The organism is Micromonospora sp. NPDC051141 (assembly GCF_044455765.1).
Classification (GTDB): Bacteria; Actinomycetota; Actinomycetes; order Mycobacteriales; family Micromonosporaceae; genus Micromonospora.
Window position 1 is genome coordinate 133,283 of sequence record NZ_JBITFD010000004.1, and the last position, 25,020, is coordinate 158,302.

The window sequence follows — 25,020 nt, forward strand, 5'->3', positions numbered from 1 at the left end:
GGGACGGTGGTGCGCGGTCCGGGTCACCGGCCCCGAAACTTCCGGAAGACTACCGGTAACTTCACCGCAACATACTCGCGAGATGTTGATCGGTCAACGTCAATGAGCCCAGAAACCGGCTCGGCCCAGCCGCCGAAACTTCCGGCCCCAGGTGCCGCGCATCAAGGACGCGAAGAACCGACCGGGATTCGGCAACTCGTCCGGACCCCGGCACGTACCGCGCCGACGACGATCAGCCGAGCGCGGTGTACTGCGGCGGGAACCGCAGCTCCAGCTCGACCGTCTGCGCCTCCGTCCGGCTGACGGTGATCGGCTCGGGTCGTCCGGTCCGGTAACCCTGGGCGAAGTCGACCCCGAGGTTCCGCAGCAGCTCGACGGTCTGCTCGTCCTGGACGTACTCGGCGGCGACCCGGATGCCGAGCGCCTCGCAGAGCTTGACCAGCATGGACACCAGGGCCTGGCTTGCCGGCGACCGGCAGAGGTCGACGATGAACGTCCCGTCGATCTTGACGAGATCCACCGGGAGTTGTTTCAGATGGGCGAGCGTGCTGTAGCCGGTGCCGAAGTCGTCAAGTGCCAGGTGGCAGCCGACTTCCCTGATCCCCGTCGCGAAGGCCAGCGCCTCGTTCCGGTTCTCGATGAGGGCGGTCTCGGTGATCTCGAACGTCAGACACTCCGGCTTGACGCCGTGCCGGTCGATCGCCTCGGTCACGAAGGCGAGCAGCCCGGGGTCGGCGAGCGACCTGCCGGAGAGGTTGACCTGGTAGTGGGAGGTCTGGGCACCCCGGCCGATCAACTCCAGGGCATGGTCGACGACCCACTTGTCCACCGTGAGGATCTCCCCGACCCGCTCGGCCATGTCGAGGAACGCCCAGGGTGCGACCGGCTCACCGGTGTCACTGCGGACCCGCAGCAGGATCTCGTGGCGGGTGACCTGGTTGAGCTGGAGATCGACGATGGGCTGCGCGTAGAGGGCGAATCTGTTCGCCGCGACCGCGTGCCGCACCCGGGAACGGCACCGGTCCGCCCGCTCGTCGTCGGCGACCGGCTGGTCGAGCACGGTGATGGAGGCCGCGTTGCGGCGGGCGTCGCGGGCCGCGTGCTCGCCGTCGACGAGCAGGTCGAACCCGCTCGCACTGATCCCGCCGTCGAAGTGCACCACGCCCGCCGAGGTGTTGAGTCGCACCATCTTCTGCCGGACGCTGAACAGGTGGTTCCGGAACCGCTCGACGATCCGAGCCGCCAGGCGCTCGGCGTCGTCCCCGGCCGGCGTGAGAAGCACTCCCCAGAGGCCGGAGCCGACCAGGCCCCCCGTCAGCTCGCTCCCGACGACCGTCCGCAGGAGACGGGCGACCGCCGCGGTCAACTGGTCGCGGTCCTCGTCGGTGAGCGCCTCCGGCAGCCGGGTGGCGGGTTCGGTCGCCACGACGACGACGGCGCCACCGGCGGTGCGGCGGGCCCGATCGACCTTGTCGATGACGTAGCCGCGGGTCGCCAGCCCGGTAAGGGCGTCCCGCGCGGCCGGGTCGGCGCAGAGCATGCGGCTGCGGACGGCGAGCCGACGGCGTTCCCGCCGGGCGAGTTCGAGCGTGGTGACGTCCTCACCGGTGGCGATGATTCCGGACGGCTCGCCCTGGTCGGTCGTGATCTCCAGGTGGCAGTGCACGTGTCGGATGCTGCCGCCGGGGCGGATCACCCGGAAGCCGACCTCGCCGGGACGCTTCCGCTCCCATACCGCCCGGACCGCCGCGCGGAGCCGCCCCGCGTCCCCGGGATGCACGAGGCCGAGAAGTGTGTCGGGGGTGAGCCGGAACGTCCCTGGCGCGTGCCCGAAGATCCGCGCCATCTCGTCCGACCAGAAGATCCGCCCGACGCCCCCGGTCCCACCGGCCGTCCAGGTGACGGTGCCCAACTTCGACAGTTGGGCGATGCGCGCGACCCGGGCCGCCTCGTCCGCGTCGCAGGTCAACGGGTCGACGAGGTCGGCGTCGACCAGGATCTTGTAGCCCTCGGCGAGGGAGACGTCGTACTGGCTCTGCGCGGCGCGCGCGACCCGCCGCGCCCGGGCGAGTTCCAGCGGGCTGGGCGTGGTCTCGGCCAGCGCCAGGATGTCATCGAGATCCACGGCTCTCCCCCTGCCGCCGGTGGCCGTCCGGGCCGGTGTAGCCGGCCTCCTCGGCCAACTCGCGCAGCCCTCGCCGGGCGGCCACCTTGTAGGAGCGGACGCTGTTCTCGGTCAGTCCGAGGATGCGGGCGATCTCCTGGTTGGAGAATCCCTCCTGCGCCATCTGGAACACCTCGGCGTGCCGCGTCGGGAGCTGGTGCAACCAGCCCCGCAGCGTCTCCTGCGCCTCCCACACGTCGGCGATGTTCGAGCGCGGCACCGGCGGCAGGTCCTCCGGGGCCATCGCGGCCTCCCGCTGACACCGCTGACGGTCCTTCATGATCTTGAATCGGGCGGTCACCACGATCCAGCCGATCGGCCGGTCGTGGGCCCGCAGCTCGGACCACTTGACCCGCCCGTGCAGGTAAGCCTCGTTGAGCGCGTCCTCGACCACCTCGCGGTCCCGGCACGCCGACCTGAGGATCCGCTCCACCTGGTGGTAGGAGGCCTCGGCGAACACGGCGAACTCCTGGTCGTGCGCGGCCTTCACGCGAGCGGCCTCAGCCTTCCGCGGCGTCTCGCGGTCGACCTGGTCCGTCGTCAGGGCGGCGGCGCCCTCGAACTCCATCACGCCGCCTCCTCGACGGCCTCGGCCTTCGCCGCGCCGCGGCCACCCAACTCCACCTCGCGGTGCCCGTCGCGGTCGCGCTCCACGATCCGCACCATGTCGTGGTCGGTCTCCGCGAGCCTGATCAGCCAGGTGACCCGGGCTGTGGTACGTGTCGTCGCCTCGCGTTCCTCCTGTATGCGTGCCCGGTACGCGACCCACACGCGTACCAGTCCGGCCGCCGCCCCCGCGACGGCCACAGCCACGGCCATCACCTGATAGCCGGTGAGCGGTTCCGCCAGCGCTTCGTTCATCGTTCCCCTGCCCCCTTCGGTCGCCAATTACTATCCGTGGCGGGCAGCGGATGTAGACGCCTCCGCGTCCACAATGTTCTCGAAGATCGATGATCAAGGCTGCTGTCAGCACATACAGCACAAAGTCATCTCATCGGAACGCTGCGCGAAGTGGTCATGACAATCCCATGGGGGCAATTTGCACGTAGCTCTCCGTCACTCTTGGCTACCGGTCAACCACCACGGCCGGTCCCGCGCGCCCGGTCCAGCACCTCTTCGACGGTGAGCGGGCTGCGCGGGTGGTGGCTCAACGACAGCGGCGTCCGGATCTTCCGCGGCGCGGCGCCCTCGGCGGCGAGGTAGAACTCGCCCACCGTCAGCCGCGAGATGTCCGGCACGTCCCCGCCCTTGGCGCGGGCCATCTCGCGCGCCGCCTCGATCTGGATGGGGCTGTTCATCAGGCCGTACACCTGGGTCGCCGCGTTGCCGGGGATGCGGTTGTGCAGCCCCTTCGGCGCCTGCGTGGCGAAGATCAACCCGAGCCCGTACTTGCGGGCCTGGGCGGCCAGCGCCAGCGTGCTCTGGGTGCAGGCGGTCATCGCCCCGGACGGGGCGAACGTCTGCGCCTCGTCCATCACGAGCAGCCCCAGCAGCGGCCGGTCACCGGCCGGGTGCTTCTTGATCCAGGCGAACAACGCCATCTGGAGCTGGTTGACGAAACTCTGGCGGACGTCGTCGGACGGCAGCCCCACCAGGCTGACGACCGAGACCCGGGCCCGCTTGCCGGCGGCCGGGGTGAGCAGCACGCCGGGGTCCATCGGCGTGCCCTCGCCCCCGAAGAGCGGGTCGTTCACCATGGCGGCGGTGAGCGTCTGGGCGAGACCGAGACCGATCTTGTCGGCGTCCTCCAGGTCGATGATCCCGTCCGGCAGGTCGGCGAGCGTGTCGACGAGGCCCTTCAACCGGGAGCCGCCGCGCCGGCCGTAGTGCTCGACGGCCTTGCGCAGCACCGCCAGCCCCAGGTGCGCCCGGGTGGCCCGTCCGGTGACCATGGCGCGTGGCGCGAGCGCCGCGACGGCCGCCTCGACGGCTTCGCCGAACTCGTCCGGGTCGTCGCGCACGCTGGTGAAGTCGGGCAGCGGCTGGAAGCTCAACGGGCGGCCCGAGCTGCGGCGCGGTGTCCAGACCACCACGTCGGTGTGGGCCAGGTAGTCCGCCGCCCGGTCCGCGTCACCCGGCCGCCACTGCGGAGGCGGGTCGGGCCACGCCTCCCCGAGCCGGGCGAGGTCGTTGTTGGGGTCGAGCACGATGGCGGAGACACCCTCGAGGGCACACTCCTCGACGATGCGGCGGATGAGCACGGTCTTGCCCGATCCGGAGCCGGCGAAGATCGTGGCGTGTTTCCGGAGCGCTTCCAGGGCCAGCGGGACCGGCGCGTCGTCGTCGTACCCGTGGCCCACGACAAACGCCGGACCGCTCGCGGCCGAGGGCGGCGTGGGCCGGGTCGCAGGCCGGGTCGATGCGGGCGTGGGCCGGGTCGATGCGGGCGTGGGCCGGGTCGATGCGGGCGTGGGCCGGGTCGATGCGGGCGTGGGCCGGGTCGATGCGGGCGCCGGTGGCGGCCCGTCGGCCGCCGTCCACCCCTCGGCGTCCGCCAGCGCGTGCCGCAGGAACGTCAGGCTCCGGGCCGGACGCCGGTCGGCCAGCCAGCCGCGCAGGTCCATGGTGGTCTCGGCGAGCATCACCCGGAGCGCCGAGAGGGTCCGCAGGTCCTCGTCGTCCAGGCCGATCGTCCGGCCGCCCGCCGTGTGGAACGCGTCGAGCGTCCGCCGGGTGGCCGCGCTTGCCGACCAGTCGCGGTTGCGCAGCAGGAACAGTTTGCGTTTCGTCAGCCCGGTGTCGAGGGCCGACGCCACGCACGCCTTGCGGAGCCGGGCCAGCGCCGCGTTGCCGTGGTGGTTGTCGCTGACCGCCCGGAAACACCAGTGCACCTGGTCCTCGGTGTGCTCGTTCAGCGTCAGGCGCAGCCGGGCGTGCAGCGGCGGGTCCGTGCTCGGCGGCGGATCGACGCTGAACGCCGCCCCGGCGTCACCGCGTTCCAGGATCCAGGCGGTGAGCCCGGCGGTCAGCAGTGCCGGCATCGTCACGTCCTCCGACGCACGATCGCGCGGCGCGACGAGATCGGCGGCTGCTCGCAACTCCGCGAAGCGGGCGTCGTAGCGGTCGGTCTCCTCGGTGGTGGCCGTCGGCGGAGCGGGCCGGGGCGCCCGGGACGGCGCGGCGGACGGCTCGCCCAGGCCGGTCATCTCCCGGACCTCGTCGTCGGCGAGGCAGGCCCGGATGTGCCCGTCGATCTCGATCAGCAACTGGCGCGGGGTGAACGATCCGGCCCCGGCGAAGGCGCCCGGGGACACCGGCCAGGAGGGGTACGGCGGGGAGAACCCGACCCCCTGGTAGCGCAGCGCGAACCGCTTCTCGACGATCGCCCGGCCCAGGTCGGCGTCGTCGATGCGGCGCAGCATCGGCGTCTCCCGGAACCGGTCGGCCACCGTGTCGGCGGCGGTGGACCGGATGATGGTCCACGAGTTCGGGATGCAGGCGAGCACGGTCAGCGTGCGCCGCGTCGTCTGGCGCAGCGACATCAGGCCGTCCGCCATCCGGGCCAGCGTCAGCGCCTGCTCCGGGCTCATCGCGGCGCCCACCACCGCCGGGTCGCTCTGGATCGCCAACTGGGCGATCAGCGTGTCGATCTGGTCGATCGCCACCACGGACGGGCCGGTGAGCGCCAGCAGCCAGGACAGGTCCTGCACGATCTGCTGGGCCGGGCGCGGCACCCGACGCATCCCCCAGGCCGCGCGTTCGCCGGGCGTCATCTCCTCGCCGGAGAGGAAGTAGTTCTCCGCGACGTCCCGGTGGGCGATGTTCTCGGAGGCGCTCAGCGCGAGCGCCCGCGCCGTCTCCTGGCAGGTCCGGGCCGCGTGCCGGTCGAAGTCGCCGAGCCCCTCCAGGAACGCGTCGAGTGCGGCGCGGGTGAGTTCGGTGTCGCCCATCACCGCCCGGCGGGCCGTCCGGGGCGCGCCCACCAGCGCCGACAGCCGCCGCAGCAGCAGCTTGAGCTGCGTTTCCGGGCTGCCGGGCACCGGCCGGGCCAGGCCGTCCAGCATCGCGGCGAGCACCCCGTCCCAGAAGCTCTCGGCGTCGAGCAGGCCGACCAGGAAGAAGTAGCCGCCCCGCTGCTGCACCCGCTCCCGGATCACGCCCAGCAGGTGGGTCTTGCCGGCCCCCCGCTGCCCCTGGACGACCAGCCCGAGCGGGCTGCCGTGCGGATTCGACGCGGCCTCGTCCACGCCGGCGAGGACGTCCCGGACGACCGGGAGGTGCAGGCCGTCGACGTGGAAGGGCAACGGCCGCCACACGTCGTCGGGCACCGGCGCCCAGTCGAACCGCAGCGCTGCCAGCGCGGCCCGTTCCGCCTCGTCCATCACACGCCGATCGCCAGCAGGTGGTTCTCCTGCCCGCCGAGTCGCAGCGCCGCCGCGTGGTCCGCCTCGGCGAGCGTCTTCTGGTTCGACTCCGGTGCGATGCTCACGCCGTCGCTCCGGCTGAGCCCGCGCAGCGCCTCGTCCAGGTGCTCCCGCGACACGTCGGCGAAGAACGGGCGCAGCCGGCGCAGGCTCACCCAGGCCCCCGGCTCGTCGGCGAGCGCCCGGTAGGCGCTGACCACGCGCGCCTCCATCGACCCGGTCGGCCCGGCCGCCGGAGCGGGAGCCGGAGCGCGCACGTCGGTCAGGGCGAACAGCTCGGCCAGCGTGGCGCAGCCGCTGCGCGCCAGGACGCGTTCACGCAGGTTGGTCTGGAGGGCGGCCAACGCGGCACCGAGCGCGGATGCGCCACGCAGCGTGAAGTTGAGGTCGGTCTGCATGCGTACCCAGCCCTTGTCGTCGAGCTGGAGGGCGTACGTCGGCCCGCTCCGGCGGCTGGCGACGTACTGCAGGCGGGTGAGCTTGTCCCGCTGCGGCTTGCGTACGTCAAGCTGGTAACGGTCGCGGAGTTCGGTGTTCAACACCTCCCGCGCCTCGGCCATGAGCACGACGAGGATCGCGCTCTCGGATGCGGTCAGCTCATCGCCGGCCATGCTGCCGTCCTTCCGCCATGTCCCGGCGACGGGTCCGCAGATACGTGCCGATCTGCTGGACCACGGCGCCGACGTCGTGGATCACCCGGGCGTTCGTGAAGCGCAGGACCGTGTAGCCGTCCAGCTGGAGCTGGACGTCGCGCTGCCGGTCAGCCTCGTAGTGGACCGGACGGCAGTGCTCCGGCCCGTCGATCTCCACCACGCACCGTTCGTCCGGCCACAGTAGATCGAGTCGCACCGGCGTGGCCAAGCCGTGCGACTGAAAGCTCTGGTTCCACCGTCGTCCGGCCGCCCAGCTCTCGGCCGCGAGTGCCGCCTCCAGCCGTTTCTCGACCTCGCTGCCCGGATGGGGCTTGCCCGCCACCGCCTCGGTCCAGGCGGGCAGGGCGGGCGGCGACGCGACGCGGAACTCCGGCAGCCCGTCCCCGCCGATCCCCACCAGCCAGACGGTCGGGCCGCCGTGCTGCCCGAGCCAGGCCGCCCCGGCCGCGACCACCGCGCCGTCGCCGGCCGCCGGTTCGACGAGCAGCACCACCCGCCGCCGCCCGAACGCGCCAGCGACGAGGCGGGTCAGCGCCGCCGCCCGGGTACGCACCGGAAGCGGCGTGGTGGTGGTGACCCGTCGGCCGGTCACCGCGTAGCGGGCCAGGTCGGGCAGGAACGTGCCGGGATACCGCTCGCGGCGGGCCCGCGCGGTGGCCGCGGCCCGGACCGCCGCCAGCCCGGCCGTGTCCGGGCGGACCCCGTCGGCGATCTCGGGCAGCCAGGCCGGCAGCAGCTCCACGGCGACCTGTTCGAGCCGGTCCAGCGCGGCGTGCACGACGTCCGCCGGCATGACGGGTCGAGTGGCCGGGCGGTGCACCACGGCGGCCAGGTCCGGGTGGTCGCGGGCGATCAGCATGGCCAGCGCGTCGGTCTCCGCGTCGGGCAGGGCGACGACGCGATCGGTGGGGACGTCGGCGAGGCCTCGGGTCGACAGCAGCGTCAGCCCCTCCCCCCACCCTCGACCGGGACATCCCGAAACAGACTATGAATCACTTGCCGGCAGCACCAGACCGCTGTCGGTGATCAGCGATCAGTTCTGGCCGCGTCCATCCCGCGTTGCCGCCTCGTGAGTGGGGCTTTGGGAAGCGCTGGCGCACCCTCGCGCGAATAGGTACAGTTTTCTGTACATCTCCGGAGGTGATCGTCATGCGCACGGTGAACTTCACTCAGCTACGCCAGAACCTGGCCGCTGAGCTGGACAGCGTCATCGACGACGCGGAAGAGGTCGTGGTCACCCGCTCGGGCCACGAGCCGGTGGTCATCGTGCCGCTCGCCGAGTACGAGGCGATGAAGGAGACCGAGTACCTGCTCCGCAGTCCGAGCAACGCCGCCGCTCTGCGCCGGTCGATCAACGAGTTGGAGCAGGATGACGGCGAGGAACGAGAGCTGATCGACCCGGCCGACGTCCGGGATGTCGCGTGAGGCTGGTCTTCACGCCCACCGCCTGGCATCAGTACATCAGCCACACCGACCGCAAGCTCGTCAAGCGCATCAACGAGCTGGTCGCGGACGTCATGCGCAACGGTTACGAGGGCATCGGAAAGCCCGAACCCCTCCGGGGGGAGCTGTCCGGCTTCTGGTCCCGTCGCATCGATCGCGAGCACCGGCTCGTGTATCGGATCTCCAAGAACGACATCGAGATCGTCGCCTGCCGGTACCACTACGGCGATCGCTAGCGGCCCCGGCCCGGCAACGATTGCGGGCCGGGCCGCTCCCCCGTCGGTCAGCGCAGCGCGGCGGCGAACATGCCGGCCTCGTACGAGCCGCCCCGCTGGTGCACGATCACCGCGACCCGGTTCGCCGCGTTGATCAACCCGACCAGGCAGACCAGCGCCGCGACCTGGTCGTCGTCGTAGTGCTCACGCACCCGCGCCCAGGTCTCGTCGGACACCCCCTGGTGGGCGTCGGCGAGCCGGGTACCCTCCTCGGCGAACGCCAGCGCGGCGCGTTCCGCCTCGGTGAAGACAGTCGACTCGCGCCAGGCGGCGACCAGGTGCAGCCGGACCGCGGTCTCCCCGGCGGCGGTGGCCTCCTTGGTGTGCATGTCGATGCACCAGCCGCAGCCGTTGATCTGGCTGGCCCGCAGCGACACCAGCTCCTGGGTGGAGTGCGGCAGCGGCGACTGCTGGATCACCAGGCCCGCGTTGGCGAACCGCTTGAAGAAGTTGGCGGAGATCGGGTTGTCGAACAGGTTGAATCGGGTCTCCATGGTGTCGCCCTCTCCGGTGGCGTGGCGTTCGGTCGGACACGAGATGCCGGCGGCGGGGCCGGCGTGACACCGTGGCCGGGTGACGACCGCCACAGCCGCGCGGTGTCACAGCGGGCCGGCGGCCGGCGTCTGGTGGGGAACGCAGTCGAGCAGCGGAGGAGCCAGCCATGGCGGACCCGGCCACCGAGGAGTTCCTCGCCCACCGGAACCTGCTCTTCACGGTCGCGTACGAGATGCTCGGCTCGGCCGCCGACGCCGAGGACGTGCTCCAGGAGACCTGGCTGCGATGGGCCGGCGTCGACCTCGACGAGATCCGGGACCGGCGCGCCTACCTGGTCCGGATCACCACCCGCCAGGCGCTGTCCCGGCTGCGCGCGCTCGGCCGGCGCAAGGAGTCGTACGTCGGGTCGTGGCTGCCCGAGCCGCTGCTGACCACGCCCGACGTGGCCGACGACGTGGCGCTGGCCGACAGCGTCTCGATGGCGATGCTGCTGGTGCTGGAGACGCTCGCGCCGACCGAGCGGGCCGTGTTCGTGCTGCGTGAGGTGTTCGACGTCGGGTACGACGAGATCGCCGAGACGGTCGACCGGACGCCGGCCACGGTGCGGCAGATCGCGCACCGGGCGCGCGCCCATGTGGCGGCGCGCCGGCCCCGCCGTACCGTCTCCGCGGCCGAGACCCGCGACGCGCTCGACGCGTTCCGGCGGGCCGTCGAGACCGGCGACCTCCGGTCGTTGCTCGCGGTGCTCGCCGAGGACGTCGTGCTCGTCGGCGACGGCGGCGGGATCCGGCAGGCGATTCCGCGCCCGGTCGCCGGGGCCGACAAGGTGGCCCGCCTGCTGGCCGGCGGCTGGCGTCGGGTCGCCGAGGCGGCGTCGATGGCGCCGGCGCAGGTCAACGGGTACCCGGCGCTGCTCGTGCGGCTCGACGGCGAGCTGGACACGGTCGTGGCGGTACGCCTCGACGACGGCCTGATCACCGGGCTCTACGCGGTGCGCAACCCGGAGAAGCTGTCCCGGATGAGCCGGGAGACGACGCTGAGCCGCCGTGCGACGATGCCCGGATGAGCAGTGACGCCCCCGCCCGAGCCGGGATGAGCAGTGACGCCCCGCCCGACGTCACCGCCCTCGCCATCAACGTGGCCGTTCCGGAGGCGTTGCGCTGGACCGACACCCGGCGCGGCGAGGAGTTCACGCTGACCACGCTCAACATCCGGCTGCTGCCGGACGGCCGGCTCGCCGCGAAGGCCTACGGCCGGCCCACGGCGGGTGGGCGCGGCGCGTACGTGTCGTTCCGGGTGCCGGGCCGGCCGGAGCTGGCCGCGCTGGTGGCGGCGGCGGCCGGCCGCGCGGCCACGCTCTGGGCCGCCCACCGCGGCCTCGGCTGACGGTGGAGGCCGTCGGGAGGTCAGCGACGCACGCCCACCCCGCCGTAACCGTGTGACACCGCGGCCTGCGGCTCGCCGTCCGGCCGCCAGTCGGCCAGCCGGACCAGACCGGGCTCGACCAGGTCGTACCCGTCGAGGAAGCGGGACACGTCGGCGTGGGTGCGGGGCACCAGCGGCGCGCTGCTGCGCCGGTAGACCTCGGTGCCGGCCCGCGCGGGCAGCGGCGGCGCGCCGTCCAGCGTCAGGTGCGACAACGCGAGCAGGCTGCCGGGTGCGGTGGCGTCGCGCAGCCGGGCCACGGCCGTCCACGGGTCGTCCGCGTCGGGCACGAAGTGCAGCACCGCGACCAGCAGCAGCGCCACCGGCTCACTGAGGTCGAGCGTCGCGCGCAGCGTCGGGTCGGCCAGCAGCTCGTCGGGCCGCCGCAGGTCACCGCGGACCACCACGGTGCGACCGCCGTCGGTGGGCAACAACCGCCTGGCGTACGCGACGGCCACCTCGTCGGTGTCCACGTAGACCACTCGGGCGTCCGGGTTCACCGCGCGGACCACCTCGTGCACGTTGCCCTGGGTGGGCAGCCCGGCGCCGACGTCGAGGAACTGGCGTACGCCCCGCTCGGCCGCCCACCGCACGGCCCGGCGCAGGAAGGCGCGGTTTGTCTGGGCCGCCACTCCGGTGTCCGGAAAGATCTTCAGGATCTCCTCGGCGGCGGCCCGGTCGGCCGCGAAATTGTGGCATCCGCCCAGGTAGTAGTCGTACATCCGGGCCACGTTGGGTCGCGTTTCAGCAGCCGTCACGCCCTGATGTGTAGCACCCTGGGCGACGAACCGCTGACCCGTTGTTCCCAGGAGGTACCGATGACCGATCGGCGACAGACCGTGGAGGTCGACCCGGTGCTGTTCCGCGCCGTCTACGACTCGCCCGCCTCGCTACCGGGGCGGCACCGGTGGACCACTCCCGAGTCGGACGTACGCCGGATGGAGCGGCTGCTGAACATCCCGGCGCACAGCATCGGCGCGCCGCTGTGGGTCAGCGGCGACGAGCCGGACTGTCCGACGTGCGGACGCCGGGTGACCTGGTACGACATTGTCTCGTCCGCGCTGCACCGGGTGCACGACACCGCGATGATCGCCCGGGTGGTGCTCGGTGAGCGGAAGTACGTCAACACCGAGGTGCCGGACGCGGTGCCCGGTGTCCACTGTGCCGACTGCCGTACCCCGATCACCGGGTTGCGCAGCTTCAAGTGCCACAACTGGGCGTACGCGTTCGAGGCGCTGGAGAAGATCGTCGAGCGGATGTCCGGCGTACCGGCCCAGCCGCCGGGTGACCGGGGCACGGGGTGTTAGGCGGGGCCCCTTCCGATACCGAAGGCGTCAACAGGGGCCCCGCCTTACCTGCGGGCGGGACGGCGGCCGGGTGGGGAGGCTGGCTCGGGGCCGGGGGTGGGCAGCGGGGGCATCGGGCGGGCCACCGGGCTGTCGCCGGTCACGCGGAGCTGCTCGCCGTGGTGCCACAGCTCGACGGTGTCGTCCCCGGTGGCGTCGGGCAGCTCGTAGCGGGCCTCGTCCGGGGTGAGCGTGACCCGCAGGCGGTGCCCGTGCCAGCGCAGGTGGAACGCGAGCCGGGTGATCCGGCGGGGCAGCCTCGGCTCGAACGAGAGCACGCCGCGGTCGTCGCGCAGGCCGCCGAAGCCCTGCGCCACCACCAGCCACGCGCCGGCCAGGGACGCCAGGTGCAGCCCGTCGGCGGTCTTGTCGCCCAGGTCGGCCAGGTCCTGGAGCGCCGTCTCGGCGAACAGGTCGTACGCCAGGTCCAAGTGCCCGACCTCGGCGGCGAGGATCGCCTGCGCGGACGCGGACAGCGACGAGTCCCGGACGGTGCGGGCCTCGTAGTAGGCGACGTTGCGCGCCTTCTCGTCGGCGGTGAAGTCGCTCGGGCTGCGCAGCATGGCCAGCACCAGGTCGGCCTGCTTGACCACCTGCTTGCGGTACAGCTCCAGGTAGGGGAAGTGCAGCAGCAGCGGGTAGTCGTCCGCGTCGGTGCCGGCGAAGTCCCACTCCGGCCGGTCGGTGAAGCCGGCCGACTGCGCGTGCACGCCGCGCTTGCGGTCGTACGGGACGTGGACCGCGTCGGCGGCGGCCCGCCAGCCGGCCACCTCGGCGGGTTCGACGCCGAGCCGGGCGGCGACCTCCGGGCAGGACTGCGCGGCGTCGGCGGCACCCCGCAGGTTGCGCCGGGCCATCAGGTTGGTGAAGACGTTGTCGTCGACGAGCGCCGAGTACTCGTCCGGGCCGGTGACGCCGGTCAGGTGGAAGACGCCGGCGTCGTCGAAGTGGCCGTAGCCGTGCCAGAGCCGGGCGGTCTCGATCAGCAGCTCGGCGCCGCACCCGGCGAGGAACGCGGTGTCGCCGGTGGCCGCGACGTAGCGCAGCACCGCGTCCGCGATGTCCGCGTTGACGTGCAGACCGGCGCTGCCGGCCGGCCAGTAACCGGAGCACTCCCGGCCGCTGAGCGTCCGCCAGGGGAACGTCGCCCCGGTCAGCCGCAGCTCGGCCGCCCGCTCCCGCGCCTCGGGCAGGTGGGCGTGCCGCCAGCGCAGCGCCGAGCGGGCCAGCTCCGGCGCCAGGTAGGTCAGCACCGGCAGCACGTAGCCCTCGGTGTCCCAGAGCACGTGGCCGTCGTAACCGTTGCCGGTCAGCCCCTTCGCCGGGATGGTGTGGTCGGCGTCGGCGCGGCCGGCCTGGAGCAGGTGGAACACGCCGAACCGCACCGCCTGTTCGAGTTCCGGGTCGCCGTCCAGCTCGACGTCGGCGGTGGCCCAGGCCGCGTCCAGGGCGGCGCGCTGCGCGTCGAGCAGCGCGTCGAAGCCGTCCGCGCGGGCCGCCTCCGCCTCCGCCACGACCAGGTCGGCGAGGTCGTCGGCCGGGGTGCCGTCGACGGGCGCGCACTCGTACGCGGCGAACTTGGTGACCCGGATCCGCTCGCCGGGTCGCAGTGTCCCGTCGAGCGCCAGCCGGAACCGGTCGTCGGTCAGCTCGGTGGCGGTAGCCGTCGCGTCGGGCTTTTCGACCCGGTGCGCGACCGCGACGGCGACGCGCTGGCCGCTGCGCCCGGTGCGGTGCACCAGCACGCCGTCCAGCCCGTCGTGCCGGCCGGTCTCGGCGGTGAGCGGGTCCTGGATCACCGAGGCCGCCCGGGGGTCGCCGGAGCGTTCCGGCACCCGCTCGTTGGCGAGCAGGTCGGCGCAGACCCGCACCCGGACCGGCCCGTCCAGCGGCTCGACCGCCCAGTCGACGGCGGCGACCGGCCGGCGCGGCAACGAGACCAGTCGGGTGCTGCGGATCCGTACGCCCCGGCCGCCCGGTGAGATCCACTCGGTCTCCCGGCGGAGCACCCCGGCGCGCAGGTCCAGCTCACGGTGGTGGCGGCGGACGGTGCCGGTGCTCAGGTCGAGCCGTTCGCCGTCGACCCAGAGCCGGACCAGCGCCGCGTTGGGTGCGCTGATCACGGTGTCGCTGCGCTCCGGGAACGCGTAACCGTCCTCGGGGTAGGTCAGCTCGTGCTGCTCGTGGAAGCCGTTGAGGTAGCTGCCCGGCATGCCGTACGGCTCGCCCTCGTCGAGCGTGGCCCGCCAGCCCACCCAGCCGTTGGCGAGCGCGAAGACCGACTCGGTCTCGTCGAGCCGGTCCATGTCGGCGGTGGTGCGCCGGATTCGCCAGCCCTCGTCGATTCGCCGGTCCTCGTCGCCGTGCGCCACGTGCCCTCCCGAGTCCCGGTGCCTGGACGGCCACCGAACCAGACCCGGCTGAGAGGTGGCTGGGGTTCCCGTACCCGCGGCGCGGACGCGCGTACCGGAGCGTGGCCGATCACACGCCGCGGGTGGTGAGCAGCAGCGTGGCGGCGGTGCCGAGGATGAGGAACGGCCCGAACGGCAGGTGGCTGCGCCAGCGGACGCGGCGGACGGCGAGCAACGCCAGCCCGCCCACGCCGGAGAGGGTGACCGAGAGCACCAGCCCGGCCACCAGCACCGGCCAGCCGTACCAGCCGAGCAGCGCGCCCGCGCCGAGGGCCAGCTTGGCGTCGCCGAGGCCGAAACCACGCCGGCCGAACAGCACGGTGGTGGCCGCGAAACCGGCGCCGAGCGCCAGCCCGGCCGCGACGGCCCGTACCCAGGGCGCCGGGCCCGGTCCGGCCAGCGCGGTCACCCCGAGCAGCACCGCGGTGCCGCCGGCGGCCGGCCAGGTCAGCCGGTCGGGCAGCCGGTGCGCCGCGGCGTCCACCAGCGCCATCGGCACCGCCCAGGCGAGCCACCAGGCCAGCGCCAGACGCGCGCCGGGCAGCCCACCGGCCAACGCCAGCACCGCGACGGCGACCGCGAGCGCCACCTCCGCCACGGCCGGTGGCGCGCCGATCCGCGCCCGGCAGCCGGGGCAGCGGGCCGCCGGACCGAGCGCCGGCCACGACCGGTCCAGCCCGATCGGCGTGCCGCAGGCGTCGCACGCCGTCCGGTCCGGGCGGTCCGGCGGTACGGCGTAGCGGGCCACCGCCAGCCGGACCGGCGGCCCGATCGCGAGGGTGGCCAACAGCCGGACGAGCGGGCGGCGGGTGACGGCCGGCGGGTCGGGGTGGCGGACCCGTTCGGTGGTCATACCGGCTCCCCCGTCCGGTCGCCGGTGGTTCCACTGCGGAGCACGCAGAGTGACGTCACCATGATCGGCGTGTGGCGGATGGCGCGGAAAACGGCGTCCGGCGGGGTCCCGGAGCGGCCGGTGCCGGCGACGGGTGCCGGGCGTGGCCGGCCGGTGGGACGGATCGGACGAGCAGGGTGCACCCCACCCATACCGATGGCGCGGCGGCCGGACGGCGCGGGCGGGTGGAGGGGTGCGGGTGAGCGCACACCGACCGTCGGGGAGGCCGGGGAGGACCCGCTCGTCACCGTCCGGAACGCCACCGGCCGCCACCACCCGTCTTCACTCAACGTGTTCACGTGAATTGCCTCTGTTGCATCGGCGGACGTCAGCCTATGCTCGCCCCTTGGGTACGACGCAACCCCCGCTCAATGGCGTCGGAGGCGGACCGGAGACAGCACTTCCACATTTGACGAAGATCAGCACAGGTAAATGCACACGGTGGCGGTCGAGGTCCGGTCCGACAGATCCGGGCGTGCTTCCGCATGCCCGGAGCGCTCCGCGCGACCGCACCGGGCCGGCACCGAGGAGGGCTCGGCGTTGCGCACATGGCAATCCCGCCGATGGGAAGGCGGCCTGCTCAGCCTCGTACTGGCGGTCGGCGCCGCCGGCTGCGGCACCGGGCCCGAGGCGACCACCGGCCCACTGACCGGCCGCGCCGCGGCACCCGCCGCGCATTCCACCGCCGAGGAGAAAGCGGCCGAAAAAGCGGCACTCACCGCCTATTCCGGCTATCTCGCCGCGTCCCGGGCGGCGAGCGCCCGCAGCGATCCCAGCCATCCCGCCCTCGGCCGATTTCTGGCCGACCCGCTGCTGACCCAGGTTCGGTTGGCAATTCGTGACGCGAAGGAGCACGGCGCGATGCGTACCGGAAAACTGGTTTCCACCCCCACGGTGGTCTCGGTCGACCTGGCCGCCGAAACGCCCACCGTCGAGATCCAGGACTGCCTGGACGCGACCGGCTACCGGCTGGTCTACGTCAAGAACCGCAAGCCCGTGCCCGGCACCGACGACGGCCGGTACCTGGCCACCGCGACCGCGGCCCGCTATCCCGACGGCCGCTGGCTGGTCAACGCCGGCGCCGCGCACCGGGACCAGCCGTGCTGACCTGGGGAGGAGGGAGCGTCCCGGCCGACCGGGTCGGGACGCCCCGCCGGTGGTTCGTCGCCGGCCTGGTGGCGGTGCTGACACTGGCCGGCTCCCCCGCCCGCGCCGCTGACCCGGGCGGGTCCTGCCCACCCGACCAGAACAACTGCGACGTCTGGGACGACGACCCGGGCGTCCCGGGTGGCGGCGGCGGGCCGGGCGGCGGCGGCAACGACGGCGGTGGCAGCGGCAGCGGCGGCGGCACCGCGAAGTGCCAGTGGAACGGCCAGGTCGTCAAGTGCTACGACGACGTGATGGGCTGGTTCAACAACAGCGACGGCTGCTACTACAAGCTGGCCGAGCCCCAACTCCCCGCGCCCGACGGCCAGCAGTGGTACACCGCCAGTTGCGTCGGCGGCGCCACCGGCCAACAGGGAAACGTGCTGCTCGACGCGCCGCCGGGTGGCTTCGGCACCCCGCCCGACCCGGAGGAGCTGGCCCGTCGCGCGCTGGCCTCGATCTCGCTGCTGCCGCCCCGCGCGGCGGTCGCGCCCCGGCGCAGCAAGGGGCCCGGGCTGGTCGGCCTGCCGGTCTGGATGTGGGCCAGCCCCGGCAACTCCTACTTCGGACCGCTCATTGCCTCGGCCTCGGAAAGAGGACTGACCGTCAGGATCACCGCGAAGGTCGACCGGATCGTCTGGCACATGGCCGACGACCTCGACGTCACCTGCGACGGGCCGGGCACGCCCTACAACGCCAGCGGGCCGCACGCCGGGGCCAAGTCGCCCGACTGCGGCCTGCCCAACGGCTACCCGAAGGCCGACACGTACGAGGTCTACGCCACCACGTTCTGGACCGTCACGTGGTCCGGCGGCGGGGAGAGCGGCGTGATCGACCAGAGCCGGGTCAGCGGTGTCGTCCCGGTGCAGATCAACGAACTTCAGGTGGTGACCCGATGAGTGTTGTGGCGGCCCGGAACGGGACCCCGGTGGAGGCGCCGGTGGCGCCGCCCAAGGTGGTCCGGCAGCGGCGCATCCGGCCCGGCCTGCTCGGCCTTGCCGTCCTGCTGATCGCGCTCGGTGGGCTGGGCGCGGCGTTCGCGGTCACCTCGGTCCGGTCCACCGGCAGCTACCTGGCGGTGGCCCGCCCCGTCGAGGTGGGCCAACAGCTCACCGCCGAGGACCTGGTGCCGGTGCGCGTCTCCGGCGGGCGCGAGCTGCGGCCGGTGCCGGCCGACCGGATGAAGGAACTGCTCGGCCTGCGCGCCGCCGTGCGGCTCACCCCCGGCACGCTGCTCACCCCGGCCCAACTCACCGACGCCCCGCTGCTCGGCCCCGGCCAGCAGCAGATCGCGCTGGGACTGGCGGCCGACCAGGTGCCCGCCCGCGAACTGCACCCCGGCGACAAGGTGCTGCTGGTCAGCACGCCGACCGCCGGCACCAGCGGCTCCGACTCGGCCCGGGGCGGCGGCACCCGGTTCGCCGCCACCGTGATCGACACCGCCACGCCGGAGAACGGCGACGTGGTGGTCTACCTGGCGCTGGCCGTCCGGGACGTGCCGGCGGTGGTGGTGCTGGCCGCGGACGACCGGATCGCGCTCGTGCTCACCGAGGCGGCCTGATGGCGATCATCGCCCTGGTGTCGGCGAAGGGTTCGCCCGGCGTCACCACCACCACGCTGGCCGCCGCGCTGAGCTGGCACCGCCGGCTCGTGCTGGCCGAGTGCGACCCGTCGGGTGGCTCCATCCTCGCCGGCTACCTGGGCGGCGCGCTCGACGGCCCGCGCGGCATCGGCGAGCTGGCCGTGGGCGAACTGCGCGACGGCAGCCTGGAGAGCACGTTCTGGTCCCAGCTCGTCGACCTGGACGCGCCCCGCCGCGAACGGCTGCTGCTGCCCGGCGTGGTCGACCCGGCCCAGGCCGGCAGCGTGGTCCCGCTCTGGCAGCGCTTCGCCGACTACTTCACCGGGCTGGAACGCGGCGTGCCCCCCTACGACGTGCTTGTCGACTGCGGCCGGCTGGCGGTCGCCGGTCCACCCTGGCCGCTGCTGCGGGCCGCCGCGGTGGTGCTGCTGGTCACCCGCGCGCACCTGCCCGACCTCTCCGCCACCCGGGCCACGGTCCGGGCGATCGAACGCGACCTCACCGAGCACCGCGTCCCCCCGGGCAACCTGCGCCTGCTGGTGGTCGGCGACGGGCACGGCACCAGCGAGATCAGCAAGGCGCTGCGGCTGCCGGTGATCGCCCGCCTGCCGCACGACCCGCGTACCGCCGAGGTGCTCGGCCGCGGCGGCACCGTACGCGCCAACCGGCCGCTCATGCGCGCGGCCAGCGCGTTGGAGGTGCCGGTCCGGGCGCTGCTCGACCGGCGTCGGGCCCGGCTGTCCTGGCCCGGCGTGACCGCCGCGGCAGCGGTCAACGCGCCGATCGCGCCGGGGGTGCCCGGTGCGGTTTGAGCCGGTCTCGCACGACCCGCGCGGGCAGCAACCCGGCGTCGTCTCCACGGTCCCGCCGCTGGCGCCACCGAACGGACGGCACCACGTGGCCGGCCCGGCGCTCCCCGCCGCACCGCCCGCCCCGCCGCCCCGCCCCCGGGTCGACTTCGCGGTCGTCCGCGAGCTGCGCCGGGAACTGAGCGAACGACTCACCCACTGGCAGCGGGGCCGGGAGTTCGACGCCGACGCCGAGGAGGTCGAGCGGGCCCGACTGGCCGTCGCGGTGGTCTCCGCGTACGCCGACTCGGTGCGCCGGGCCGGCACGCCGATGCCCGCCGACGCGGAACGGCTGCTGCTCGACCAGGTGACCGCCGAACTGGTCGGGCTGGGCCGGCTCCAGACGCTGCTCGTCGACGACACCATCGAGGAGGTGCACATCCTCGGCTGCGACCAGGTGCGCATCACCCGGCACGGCGGCGGCGTCGACTGGGCCGAGCCGATCGCCGAGACGGACGACGAACTGGTGGAGATCCTCCAGGCGGCGGCCCGCCGGGCCGGCGCCACCGAGCGGTCGCTCTCCACCTCCAAGCCCACGCTCGACCTGCAACTGCCCGACGGCAGCCGGCTCGCCGCGGTCTTCCTGGTCAGCCACCGTCCGTACGCGGTGATCCGCAAACACAACACGCTGGACGTGAGCCTGGAGGACATTACCGGCGGCCGGCCCGACCTGGACGAGATGATCGACCCGCTGCTGCGCGACTTCCTGCGCGCGTCCATGCGGGCCGGGCTGAACATCATGGTCGCCGGGCTGGCCGGGGCCGGGAAGACCACTGTCATCCGGGCGTTGATGGACGAGATCCCGGTCGACGAGCCGTACGTGCTGCTGGAGGAGAGCCGCGAGCTGCTACCGGCCCGGCGCGGGCACAAGCACCGGGCGGTGATGAGCTTCGAGTCCCGGGAGGGGCACGGCGAACGCGGCGCGGACGGGCGACCGGCCGGTGAGGTGAGCATCGCCGACCTGATCCCGGTGTCGCTGCGGATGGGCGTGCTGCGGATCATCGTCGGCGAGGTGCGGTCCCGGGAGATCGTGCCGATGCTCCAGGCGATGACCACCAGTCGCGGGTCGATGTGCACCATCCACGCCCGTACCCCGGCCGGGGTGAGCGAACGGATCATCGAGCTGGCGCTCTCCCACGGCCGGGAGATGACAGTCGACCAGGCCCGCCGGATGGCCGGCAACGCGCTCGACCTGATCGTCTACGTCACGGTCGAGGACGAGACCGCGATCGGTGGCCGCAAGCACCGCTTCGTCTCGCACGTCGAGGAGGTCATCGGCGTCGGCGAGGGCAACCGGATCACCACCACCACGGTCTTCGGTCCCGGGCCCGACGGCCGGGCGGTCCCCCGCCACCTGCCGGAGCGGATCCGCGACCAGTTGATGCGCGTCGGCTACGACTCGCGCCTGCTCACCCGGTTCGTGGAGGCCGGCGTCGGCGCCTGGCGGCGGCCCCGGCACACCCGCCTGGGTCGGCGGCCGAACGGGGGCCCGGCGTGACGCAGATCGAGCTGATCGCGTTGGTCTCCGGCGCGGCCTGCGTGGCCGGGCTGGTGCTGGCCGTGGTCGCGCTGGTCGGCACCCGCCGGCCACCGGGGTCGACGCCGGGCAGCGCCGGTCCGGGCCTGAGCCGGCTCTGGACCGGCGCCGGGGCCGGTCGCGCCGACAAGCGACGCCACCAGCTCCTGCTGGGCGGCGCGGTGGCCGCCGGCGCGGTGGCGTTCCTGCTCACCGGGCTGCCGGTGGTGGGCCTGCTGGTGGCGCTCGCGGTGCCCGGGGTGCCGTGGCTGTTCGCGGTCGGCCGGGCCGAGCAACGGGCCATCGCCCGGGTCGAGGCGGTCGGCGAGTGGACCCGGCGACTCAAGGACATCTCGGCCACCGGGCAGGGGCTCCAGCAGGCCATCGTCGGCACCATCACCACCGCGCCGGAGGAGATCCAGGAGGAGGTACGCACACTGGCCGCCCGCCTCCAGGCCGGCTGGCTGGCCAAGTCCGCGCTGCTGGCGTTCGCCGACGAGATCGCCGACCCGGTCGCCGACCAGGTGGTGGCCGCGCTGATCCTGCACCTCACCGACCGGGGCGAGCGCCTCGGCGACGTGCTCCGCTCGATCGCCGGCGCCGCGTCCGCCGAGGTGGCCACCCGGCGCGAGGTCGAGGCGAAGCGGACCCAGCCCCGGTTCGCGGTCCGCTTCCTCACCGGCATGACGCTCGCCACGCTGGCGTACGGGCTGGTGAACAGCGACTACATCCGCCCCTACGGCACGTTCACCGGCCAGCTCGTGATGGCGGTGCTCGGCGCGGCCTTCATCGGCCTGCTGATCTGGGTCCGGTCGATGAGCCAGCCGCCCCGCCCGGCGCGTTTCCTGCCGGCGCCCGACCCGGAGGAGGCGATCGCGTAGTGGTCCTCAACTGGCAGCTCGCGGTGGCGGTGCTGGGCGGATCGGCGATCGGCCTCGGTCTCTTCCTCGTGGTCCGCGAGGCGCTACCGGCCACCCCGGCGCTCGGCCCGGCGCTGCGCCGGCTGCATCAGCCGCCCGGTCAGGCCCCGACGGCCGGGGCGGGGCCGGACTGGCTCGGCGGCTTCGCCCGCTGGCTGCGCCCGCCGACCCGGCAGCTCGCCCTGCTCGACCAGACCCCCGAGCAGTACGCGCTGTCGGTGCTGCTCTCCGCGCTGATCGGGTTCGTCACCCCGGCGGTTCTCTCGGCCGTGCTCTTCCTGGGCGGGGTGTCCCTGCCGGTGGCCGTGCCGGTGCTGGCCAGCCTCGGGATGGCGCTGCTCGCCGGCCTGGTCGCGCACCGCTCGGTGCTGACCAGGGCGGACGCCGCCCGGGACGAGTTCCGCCAAGCGGTCTGCACCTACCTCGACCTGGTGGCGTTGCAACTCTCCGCCGCGCACGGCCCGGTGCAGTCGCTGGAACGCGCGGCGGCGGTCTGCGACGGCTGGGTGTTCGACCGGATCCGGGAGGCGTTGCGGCTCGCCCAGCTCCAGATGCACTCGCCGTGGGACGAGTTGCAGGAGCTGGCGGACCGGATCGGCATTCCGGAACTGGGTGACGTGGGCGCCATCATGCGCTCCTCCGGCAGTGAGGGCGCCCAGGTGCACGAGACGTTGCGGTCCCGTGCCGACTCGCTGCGCGACCAGATCCGTACCGACAACCTGACCCGCGCCGAGGGGGTGACCAGCAAGTTGGACATTCCCGGATCGCTGCTGGTCTTCGTCCTGCTCGGCTTCGCCGTCTATCCGTTCCTCGCCCGCCTGTGAACCCCACCCCCGAGAAGGAGAAGACCATGCACCTCTACGCCTACCTGTACGCGACGGTGAGCACCCGTCTCGCCGAACTGCGCCGGGACAACGAGCGCGGCGACAGTCCGGTTCCGACCGCCGTGATCATCTTCGGTCTGGTCGCGGTGGCCATCGCGGTCACCGGGCTCGCCCTGGCCAAGGCGAACGACTGGATGAACGCCATCCCGAACAACACGGCGCCGAAGGCCCCGTGATGACTCGCCCCGCCCGTCCGGTCCGGCGTCGGCCGGCGGACGCCGGCCGCCTCGCCGGTCCGCGCGGTCCGGGGCGGATCGCCGCCACGCTGCGCGCCCGCCTCAACGCGGGCGGGCGCGAGCGGGGCGCCAACCCGGTCGAGCTGGCCGTGATGATGCCGGCCATCCTGGTGCTGCTCTTCGGCTCGATCCAGGTCGGCGTCTGGTTCGTCGCCCGGTCCACCGCGCTCAACGCGGCGCAGACCGCTGTGAACGCGCAACGCACGTTCGACGCCGGACCGGACGCCGGCCGGGCGCAGGCGATCACCTTCCTGCGCCGCTCCGGCGACTGGCTGGTCGGCTGGGACAAGAACGGCCCGACCTGCGTGGAGACCGCGGCCGACGTCACCTGCACGGTGCGCGGGCGCTCGCTGTCGGTCGTCCCGGGCGTCGACTTCGAGGTCACGCAGACCGCGCACGGTCCCGTCGAACGCTGGACCACGGGATGAGGCCGGCGCCACGGGACCGCGGTTCCGTCTCGATCGAGGTGGCGGTGCTCGCCCCCGCCTTCATCGGGCTGATGGTGCTCGCCGGGGTCGCCGGCCGTACCGCCGTCGCCGACGAGGCGGTGGAGTCCGCCGCGCACGACGCCGCCCGGGCTGCCTCCCTGGCGCGCGACGCCCGCGCCGGCGAGAAGGCCGCCGAGCAGGCGGCCCGTGACCAGCTCAACTGGTCCGGCCTGCGCTGCACCGCCCCGCCGAGGCTGGACCTGAGCGGGTCGGTGGGCGGGCAGGAGACCACCTTCGCCGCCGCGTACCGGAGCGCGGCCGGCGTGCGGGCGACCGTCACGGTGACGGTCACCTGCACCGTCTCCTTCGACGACCTGCGCGCGCCCGGCCTGCCCGGGGTGCCGGGCGGCAAGACGGTCGCGGCGCGCTTCACCTCGCCGCTGGACACCTACCGGAGCCGCGGATGACCGGCCGGCGCGGGGCGGAGAGTGGCCGGGTGAGCCTGTTCCTGGCCGTGGCGATGACCGGCGTGCTGGCCGTCGTCAGCCTCGCCTACGACGGCGCCGGGCAGCTCCGAACGCTGCAACGCGCCGACAACCTGGCCGCCGAGGCAGCCCGCAGCGGCGGTCAGATGATCGACCGGGCGAGCGCCATCGAGGGCGGTCCGACGCGGATCGACCAGGTCGCCGCCCGTGCGGCCGTCGCCGACTACCTCAACGCCGCGGGTGGGGTCGGTGGCCACGAGGTCGACTTCCCCGTGGTCGGCTTCGAGACCCAGATCCGGGTACGCGTCCGGATCACCTACCGCCGGGACCTGATCGGGCTCTTCGGCGCGCAGAAGACCGCCACCGTCACCGGTGAGGCCACCGCTCGGGCGCTCACCGGACCGTAGGAAGGGAAGGCCGCCATGGGTGCACCCCGACGCTCCGCCGTCCACCGCGCCGGCCAGGTTCTCACCGGGCTCGGCGCTCTCGTCGTGCTCGTGGGACTGCTGGCCGGCGGACCGGTCGCCCTGCTGGCCTTCGCCGGCAACCCGCTGCCCGATCACCTGCCCACCCTGGCCGAGGTGGGTACGGCGTTGACCAGCCGCGACGACGGGCAACTCTTCCTGCGGGCGCTGGCCGTGGTGGGCTGGTTCGGCTGGGCCACGTTCGCGTTCTCGGTCGTGGTGGAACTGCTCGCGTCGGCGTTGCGCCGACCCGCGCCGAAGCTGCCCGGCATGCACCGCCAGCAGCGGGCCGCCGCCGCGCTGGTCGGCTCCGTGGCGTTGATCCTGGCGGCGAGCCCGGCCGCGGCCAGCGCCGCGACGCTGGCCGCGCCGCAACCGGTGGTCGCCGCGCCGGCCGTCACCACGGCGTACACCGCACCTCAGGTCGCGACGCCGACGCCTGCCGCACCGGACGCCACCGGCCCGGCGGTGTACCGGGTTGCGAAGGGCGACTACCTGGGCGAGGTGGCCGATCGTTACCTGGACGACTTCGACCGCTACCGGGAGCTGGCCCGGCTGAACCGGCTCGCCGACCCGGACCGGATCCGCCCCGGCCAGCTTCTCGAACTGCCCGGCGGCGCGGTGGACGAGGGGGCCCGCCGACACGCCGCCGGCCGGCTGGTGGTGACGCCGGCGAAGCCCGCCCCGGCGAAGCCCGACGGAGGCGGTACGTCCGCGATGGCGCCGAAACCGAAGCCGAAGCCCGCGCCGCACACGCCGGCGCGGGACACCACGCCCACGGTGGAGGCACCGGAGGGACAGCCGCCGGCCATGGCGGCGGGTGCCTCCCGGGCCACGGCCGAGGAGGGCATCAACCGCCCGTTGGCCATCTCGGCGGTGCTGGCGGTGGCGAGCATCGTGGGCGCCCAGATCGGCGCCGTCCTCGGGCTGCGCCGCCGGCCGGTAGCGGCCCGCGCACTGGGCAACGGACGGCACCGCCGCGACTGAAGCCGATGCGCGGCGGCGCGACCGAAACCCGTGCAGCGCAGCGCGACCGAAACCCG

27 protein-coding genes are annotated in these 25,020 nt (G+C 73.7%); 17 read left to right on the plus strand and 10 right to left on the minus strand.

What is annotated here, in order from left to right:
• Positions 1 to 232 precede the first annotated feature (232 nt).
• From ACIA6B_RS08895 to ACIA6B_RS08920, 6 genes are all read right to left on the minus strand, one after another.
• Entirely contained in the window at positions 233 to 2,125 is a 1,893-nt protein-coding gene (locus ACIA6B_RS08895; protein WP_396772207.1) for an EAL domain-containing protein, read from the minus strand.
• Entirely contained in the window at positions 2,112 to 2,732 is a 621-nt protein-coding gene (locus ACIA6B_RS08900) for an RNA polymerase sigma factor (protein WP_396772556.1), read from the minus strand. The genes ACIA6B_RS08895 and ACIA6B_RS08900 overlap by 14 nt, the downstream gene beginning before the upstream one ends.
• Positions 2,732 to 3,025: a hypothetical protein gene (locus ACIA6B_RS08905; protein WP_396772208.1), complete on the minus strand. Its 294-nt coding sequence runs from the start codon at positions 3,023 to 3,025 to the stop codon at positions 2,732 to 2,734. The genes ACIA6B_RS08900 and ACIA6B_RS08905 overlap by 1 nt, the downstream gene beginning before the upstream one ends.
• A 212-nt stretch (positions 3,026 to 3,237) precedes the next feature.
• Positions 3,238 to 6,486 (minus strand): helicase HerA domain-containing protein, encoded by a 3,249-nt coding sequence (locus ACIA6B_RS08910; RefSeq protein ID WP_396772209.1) that lies wholly within the window; start codon positions 6,484 to 6,486, stop codon positions 3,238 to 3,240.
• Positions 6,486 to 7,139 carry a hypothetical protein gene (locus tag ACIA6B_RS08915; RefSeq protein WP_396772210.1) on the minus strand — a complete coding sequence of 218 codons (654 nt, stop codon included), beginning with the start codon at positions 7,137 to 7,139 and terminating at the stop codon, positions 6,486 to 6,488. The genes ACIA6B_RS08910 and ACIA6B_RS08915 overlap by 1 nt, the downstream gene beginning before the upstream one ends.
• Complete coding sequence (locus ACIA6B_RS08920) at positions 7,126 to 8,040, minus strand: endonuclease domain-containing protein (RefSeq protein ID WP_396772211.1); 915 nt, start codon at positions 8,038 to 8,040, stop codon at positions 7,126 to 7,128. The genes ACIA6B_RS08915 and ACIA6B_RS08920 overlap by 14 nt, the downstream gene beginning before the upstream one ends.
• 290 nt (positions 8,041 to 8,330) lie before the next feature.
• Between ACIA6B_RS08920 and ACIA6B_RS08925 the strand changes: the two genes are divergently transcribed.
• On the plus strand, positions 8,331 to 8,606 hold the full coding sequence (locus ACIA6B_RS08925; protein WP_396772212.1) for a type II toxin-antitoxin system Phd/YefM family antitoxin: 276 nt from the start codon (positions 8,331 to 8,333) through the stop codon (positions 8,604 to 8,606).
• A complete protein-coding gene (locus ACIA6B_RS08930) occupies positions 8,603 to 8,860 on the plus strand; it encodes a Txe/YoeB family addiction module toxin (RefSeq protein ID WP_396772213.1) in 258 nt (85 codons plus the stop codon). The genes ACIA6B_RS08925 and ACIA6B_RS08930 overlap by 4 nt, the downstream gene beginning before the upstream one ends.
• 47 nt (positions 8,861 to 8,907) lie before the next feature.
• Here the strand turns inward: ACIA6B_RS08930 and ACIA6B_RS08935 are convergent, their stop codons facing one another.
• Complete coding sequence (locus ACIA6B_RS08935) at positions 8,908 to 9,393, minus strand: carboxymuconolactone decarboxylase family protein (protein ID WP_396772214.1); 486 nt, start codon at positions 9,391 to 9,393, stop codon at positions 8,908 to 8,910.
• Between the two features lie 167 nt (positions 9,394 to 9,560).
• Between ACIA6B_RS08935 and ACIA6B_RS08940 the strand changes: the two genes are divergently transcribed.
• Together ACIA6B_RS08940 and ACIA6B_RS08945 are read left to right on the plus strand one after the other, a co-directional pair.
• On the plus strand, positions 9,561 to 10,460 hold the full coding sequence (locus ACIA6B_RS08940; protein ID WP_396772215.1) for an RNA polymerase sigma-70 factor: 900 nt from the start codon (positions 9,561 to 9,563) through the stop codon (positions 10,458 to 10,460).
• Complete coding sequence (locus tag ACIA6B_RS08945) at positions 10,457 to 10,780, plus strand: hypothetical protein (protein WP_396772216.1); 324 nt, start codon at positions 10,457 to 10,459, stop codon at positions 10,778 to 10,780. The genes ACIA6B_RS08940 and ACIA6B_RS08945 overlap by 4 nt, the downstream gene beginning before the upstream one ends.
• Before the next feature lie 20 nt (positions 10,781 to 10,800).
• Here ACIA6B_RS08945 and ACIA6B_RS08950 read toward each other — a convergent pair whose 3' ends face one another.
• Positions 10,801 to 11,577: an SAM-dependent methyltransferase gene (locus ACIA6B_RS08950; protein WP_396772217.1), complete on the minus strand. Its 777-nt coding sequence runs from the start codon at positions 11,575 to 11,577 to the stop codon at positions 10,801 to 10,803.
• Between the two features lie 60 nt (positions 11,578 to 11,637).
• Between ACIA6B_RS08950 and ACIA6B_RS08955 the strand changes: the two genes are divergently transcribed.
• Positions 11,638 to 12,126, plus strand: a complete 489-nt coding sequence (locus ACIA6B_RS08955; RefSeq protein WP_396772218.1) for a hypothetical protein — start codon at positions 11,638 to 11,640, stop codon at positions 12,124 to 12,126.
• Between the two features lie 44 nt (positions 12,127 to 12,170).
• On the opposite strand, the gene ACIA6B_RS08960 is transcribed toward ACIA6B_RS08955, so the two are convergent.
• Positions 12,171 to 14,471, minus strand: a complete 2,301-nt coding sequence (locus ACIA6B_RS08960; protein WP_396772557.1) for a glycoside hydrolase family 65 protein — start codon at positions 14,469 to 14,471, stop codon at positions 12,171 to 12,173.
• A gap of 175 nt (positions 14,472 to 14,646) precedes the next feature.
• On the minus strand, positions 14,647 to 15,429 hold the full coding sequence (locus ACIA6B_RS08965; protein ID WP_396772219.1) for a prepilin peptidase: 783 nt from the start codon (positions 15,427 to 15,429) through the stop codon (positions 14,647 to 14,649).
• Between the two features lie 579 nt (positions 15,430 to 16,008).
• Here ACIA6B_RS08965 and ACIA6B_RS08970 point away from each other — a divergent pair.
• The 12 genes from ACIA6B_RS08970 to ACIA6B_RS09025 are packed head-to-tail and all read left to right on the plus strand — an operon-like array spanning position 16,009 to position 24,964.
• Positions 16,009 to 16,575, plus strand: a complete 567-nt coding sequence (locus ACIA6B_RS08970; RefSeq protein ID WP_396772558.1) for a hypothetical protein — start codon at positions 16,009 to 16,011, stop codon at positions 16,573 to 16,575.
• The gene (locus ACIA6B_RS08975; protein WP_396772220.1) at positions 16,569 to 17,513 is read left to right on the plus strand and encodes a hypothetical protein; all 945 of its coding nucleotides are present in this window, start codon (positions 16,569 to 16,571) and stop codon (positions 17,511 to 17,513) included. Before ACIA6B_RS08970 ends, ACIA6B_RS08975 begins: the two co-directional genes overlap by 7 nt.
• Positions 17,510 to 18,175: an SAF domain-containing protein gene (locus ACIA6B_RS08980; protein WP_396772221.1), complete on the plus strand. Its 666-nt coding sequence runs from the start codon at positions 17,510 to 17,512 to the stop codon at positions 18,173 to 18,175. Before ACIA6B_RS08975 ends, ACIA6B_RS08980 begins: the two co-directional genes overlap by 4 nt.
• Positions 18,175 to 19,008, plus strand: coding sequence for a ParA family protein (locus ACIA6B_RS08985; RefSeq protein ID WP_396772222.1), 834 nt, complete (start codon positions 18,175 to 18,177; stop codon positions 19,006 to 19,008). The genes ACIA6B_RS08980 and ACIA6B_RS08985 overlap by 1 nt, the downstream gene beginning before the upstream one ends.
• Positions 18,998 to 20,542 (plus strand): CpaF family protein, encoded by a 1,545-nt coding sequence (locus ACIA6B_RS08990; RefSeq protein ID WP_396772223.1) that lies wholly within the window; start codon positions 18,998 to 19,000, stop codon positions 20,540 to 20,542. Before ACIA6B_RS08985 ends, ACIA6B_RS08990 begins: the two co-directional genes overlap by 11 nt.
• Positions 20,485 to 21,441 (plus strand): type II secretion system F family protein, encoded by a 957-nt coding sequence (locus ACIA6B_RS08995; RefSeq protein ID WP_396772559.1) that lies wholly within the window; start codon positions 20,485 to 20,487, stop codon positions 21,439 to 21,441. Before ACIA6B_RS08990 ends, ACIA6B_RS08995 begins: the two co-directional genes overlap by 58 nt.
• A complete protein-coding gene (locus tag ACIA6B_RS09000; RefSeq protein WP_396772224.1) occupies positions 21,441 to 22,304 on the plus strand; it encodes a type II secretion system F family protein in 864 nt (287 codons plus the stop codon). The genes ACIA6B_RS08995 and ACIA6B_RS09000 overlap by 1 nt, the downstream gene beginning before the upstream one ends.
• Positions 22,305 to 22,330: 26 nt before the next feature.
• Positions 22,331 to 22,540, plus strand: coding sequence for a hypothetical protein (locus ACIA6B_RS09005; RefSeq protein WP_396772225.1), 210 nt, complete (start codon positions 22,331 to 22,333; stop codon positions 22,538 to 22,540).
• On the plus strand, positions 22,540 to 23,028 hold the full coding sequence (locus tag ACIA6B_RS09010) for a TadE/TadG family type IV pilus assembly protein (RefSeq protein ID WP_396772226.1): 489 nt from the start codon (positions 22,540 to 22,542) through the stop codon (positions 23,026 to 23,028). The genes ACIA6B_RS09005 and ACIA6B_RS09010 overlap by 1 nt, the downstream gene beginning before the upstream one ends.
• Positions 23,025 to 23,495: a TadE/TadG family type IV pilus assembly protein gene (locus tag ACIA6B_RS09015; RefSeq protein ID WP_396772227.1), complete on the plus strand. Its 471-nt coding sequence runs from the start codon at positions 23,025 to 23,027 to the stop codon at positions 23,493 to 23,495. The genes ACIA6B_RS09010 and ACIA6B_RS09015 overlap by 4 nt, the downstream gene beginning before the upstream one ends.
• Positions 23,492 to 23,920 (plus strand): hypothetical protein, encoded by a 429-nt coding sequence (locus tag ACIA6B_RS09020; protein WP_396772228.1) that lies wholly within the window; start codon positions 23,492 to 23,494, stop codon positions 23,918 to 23,920. Before ACIA6B_RS09015 ends, ACIA6B_RS09020 begins: the two co-directional genes overlap by 4 nt.
• A 15-nt stretch (positions 23,921 to 23,935) precedes the next feature.
• Positions 23,936 to 24,964, plus strand: coding sequence for a LysM peptidoglycan-binding domain-containing protein (locus tag ACIA6B_RS09025; RefSeq protein WP_396772229.1), 1,029 nt, complete (start codon positions 23,936 to 23,938; stop codon positions 24,962 to 24,964).
• Positions 24,965 to 25,020 lie beyond the last annotated feature (56 nt).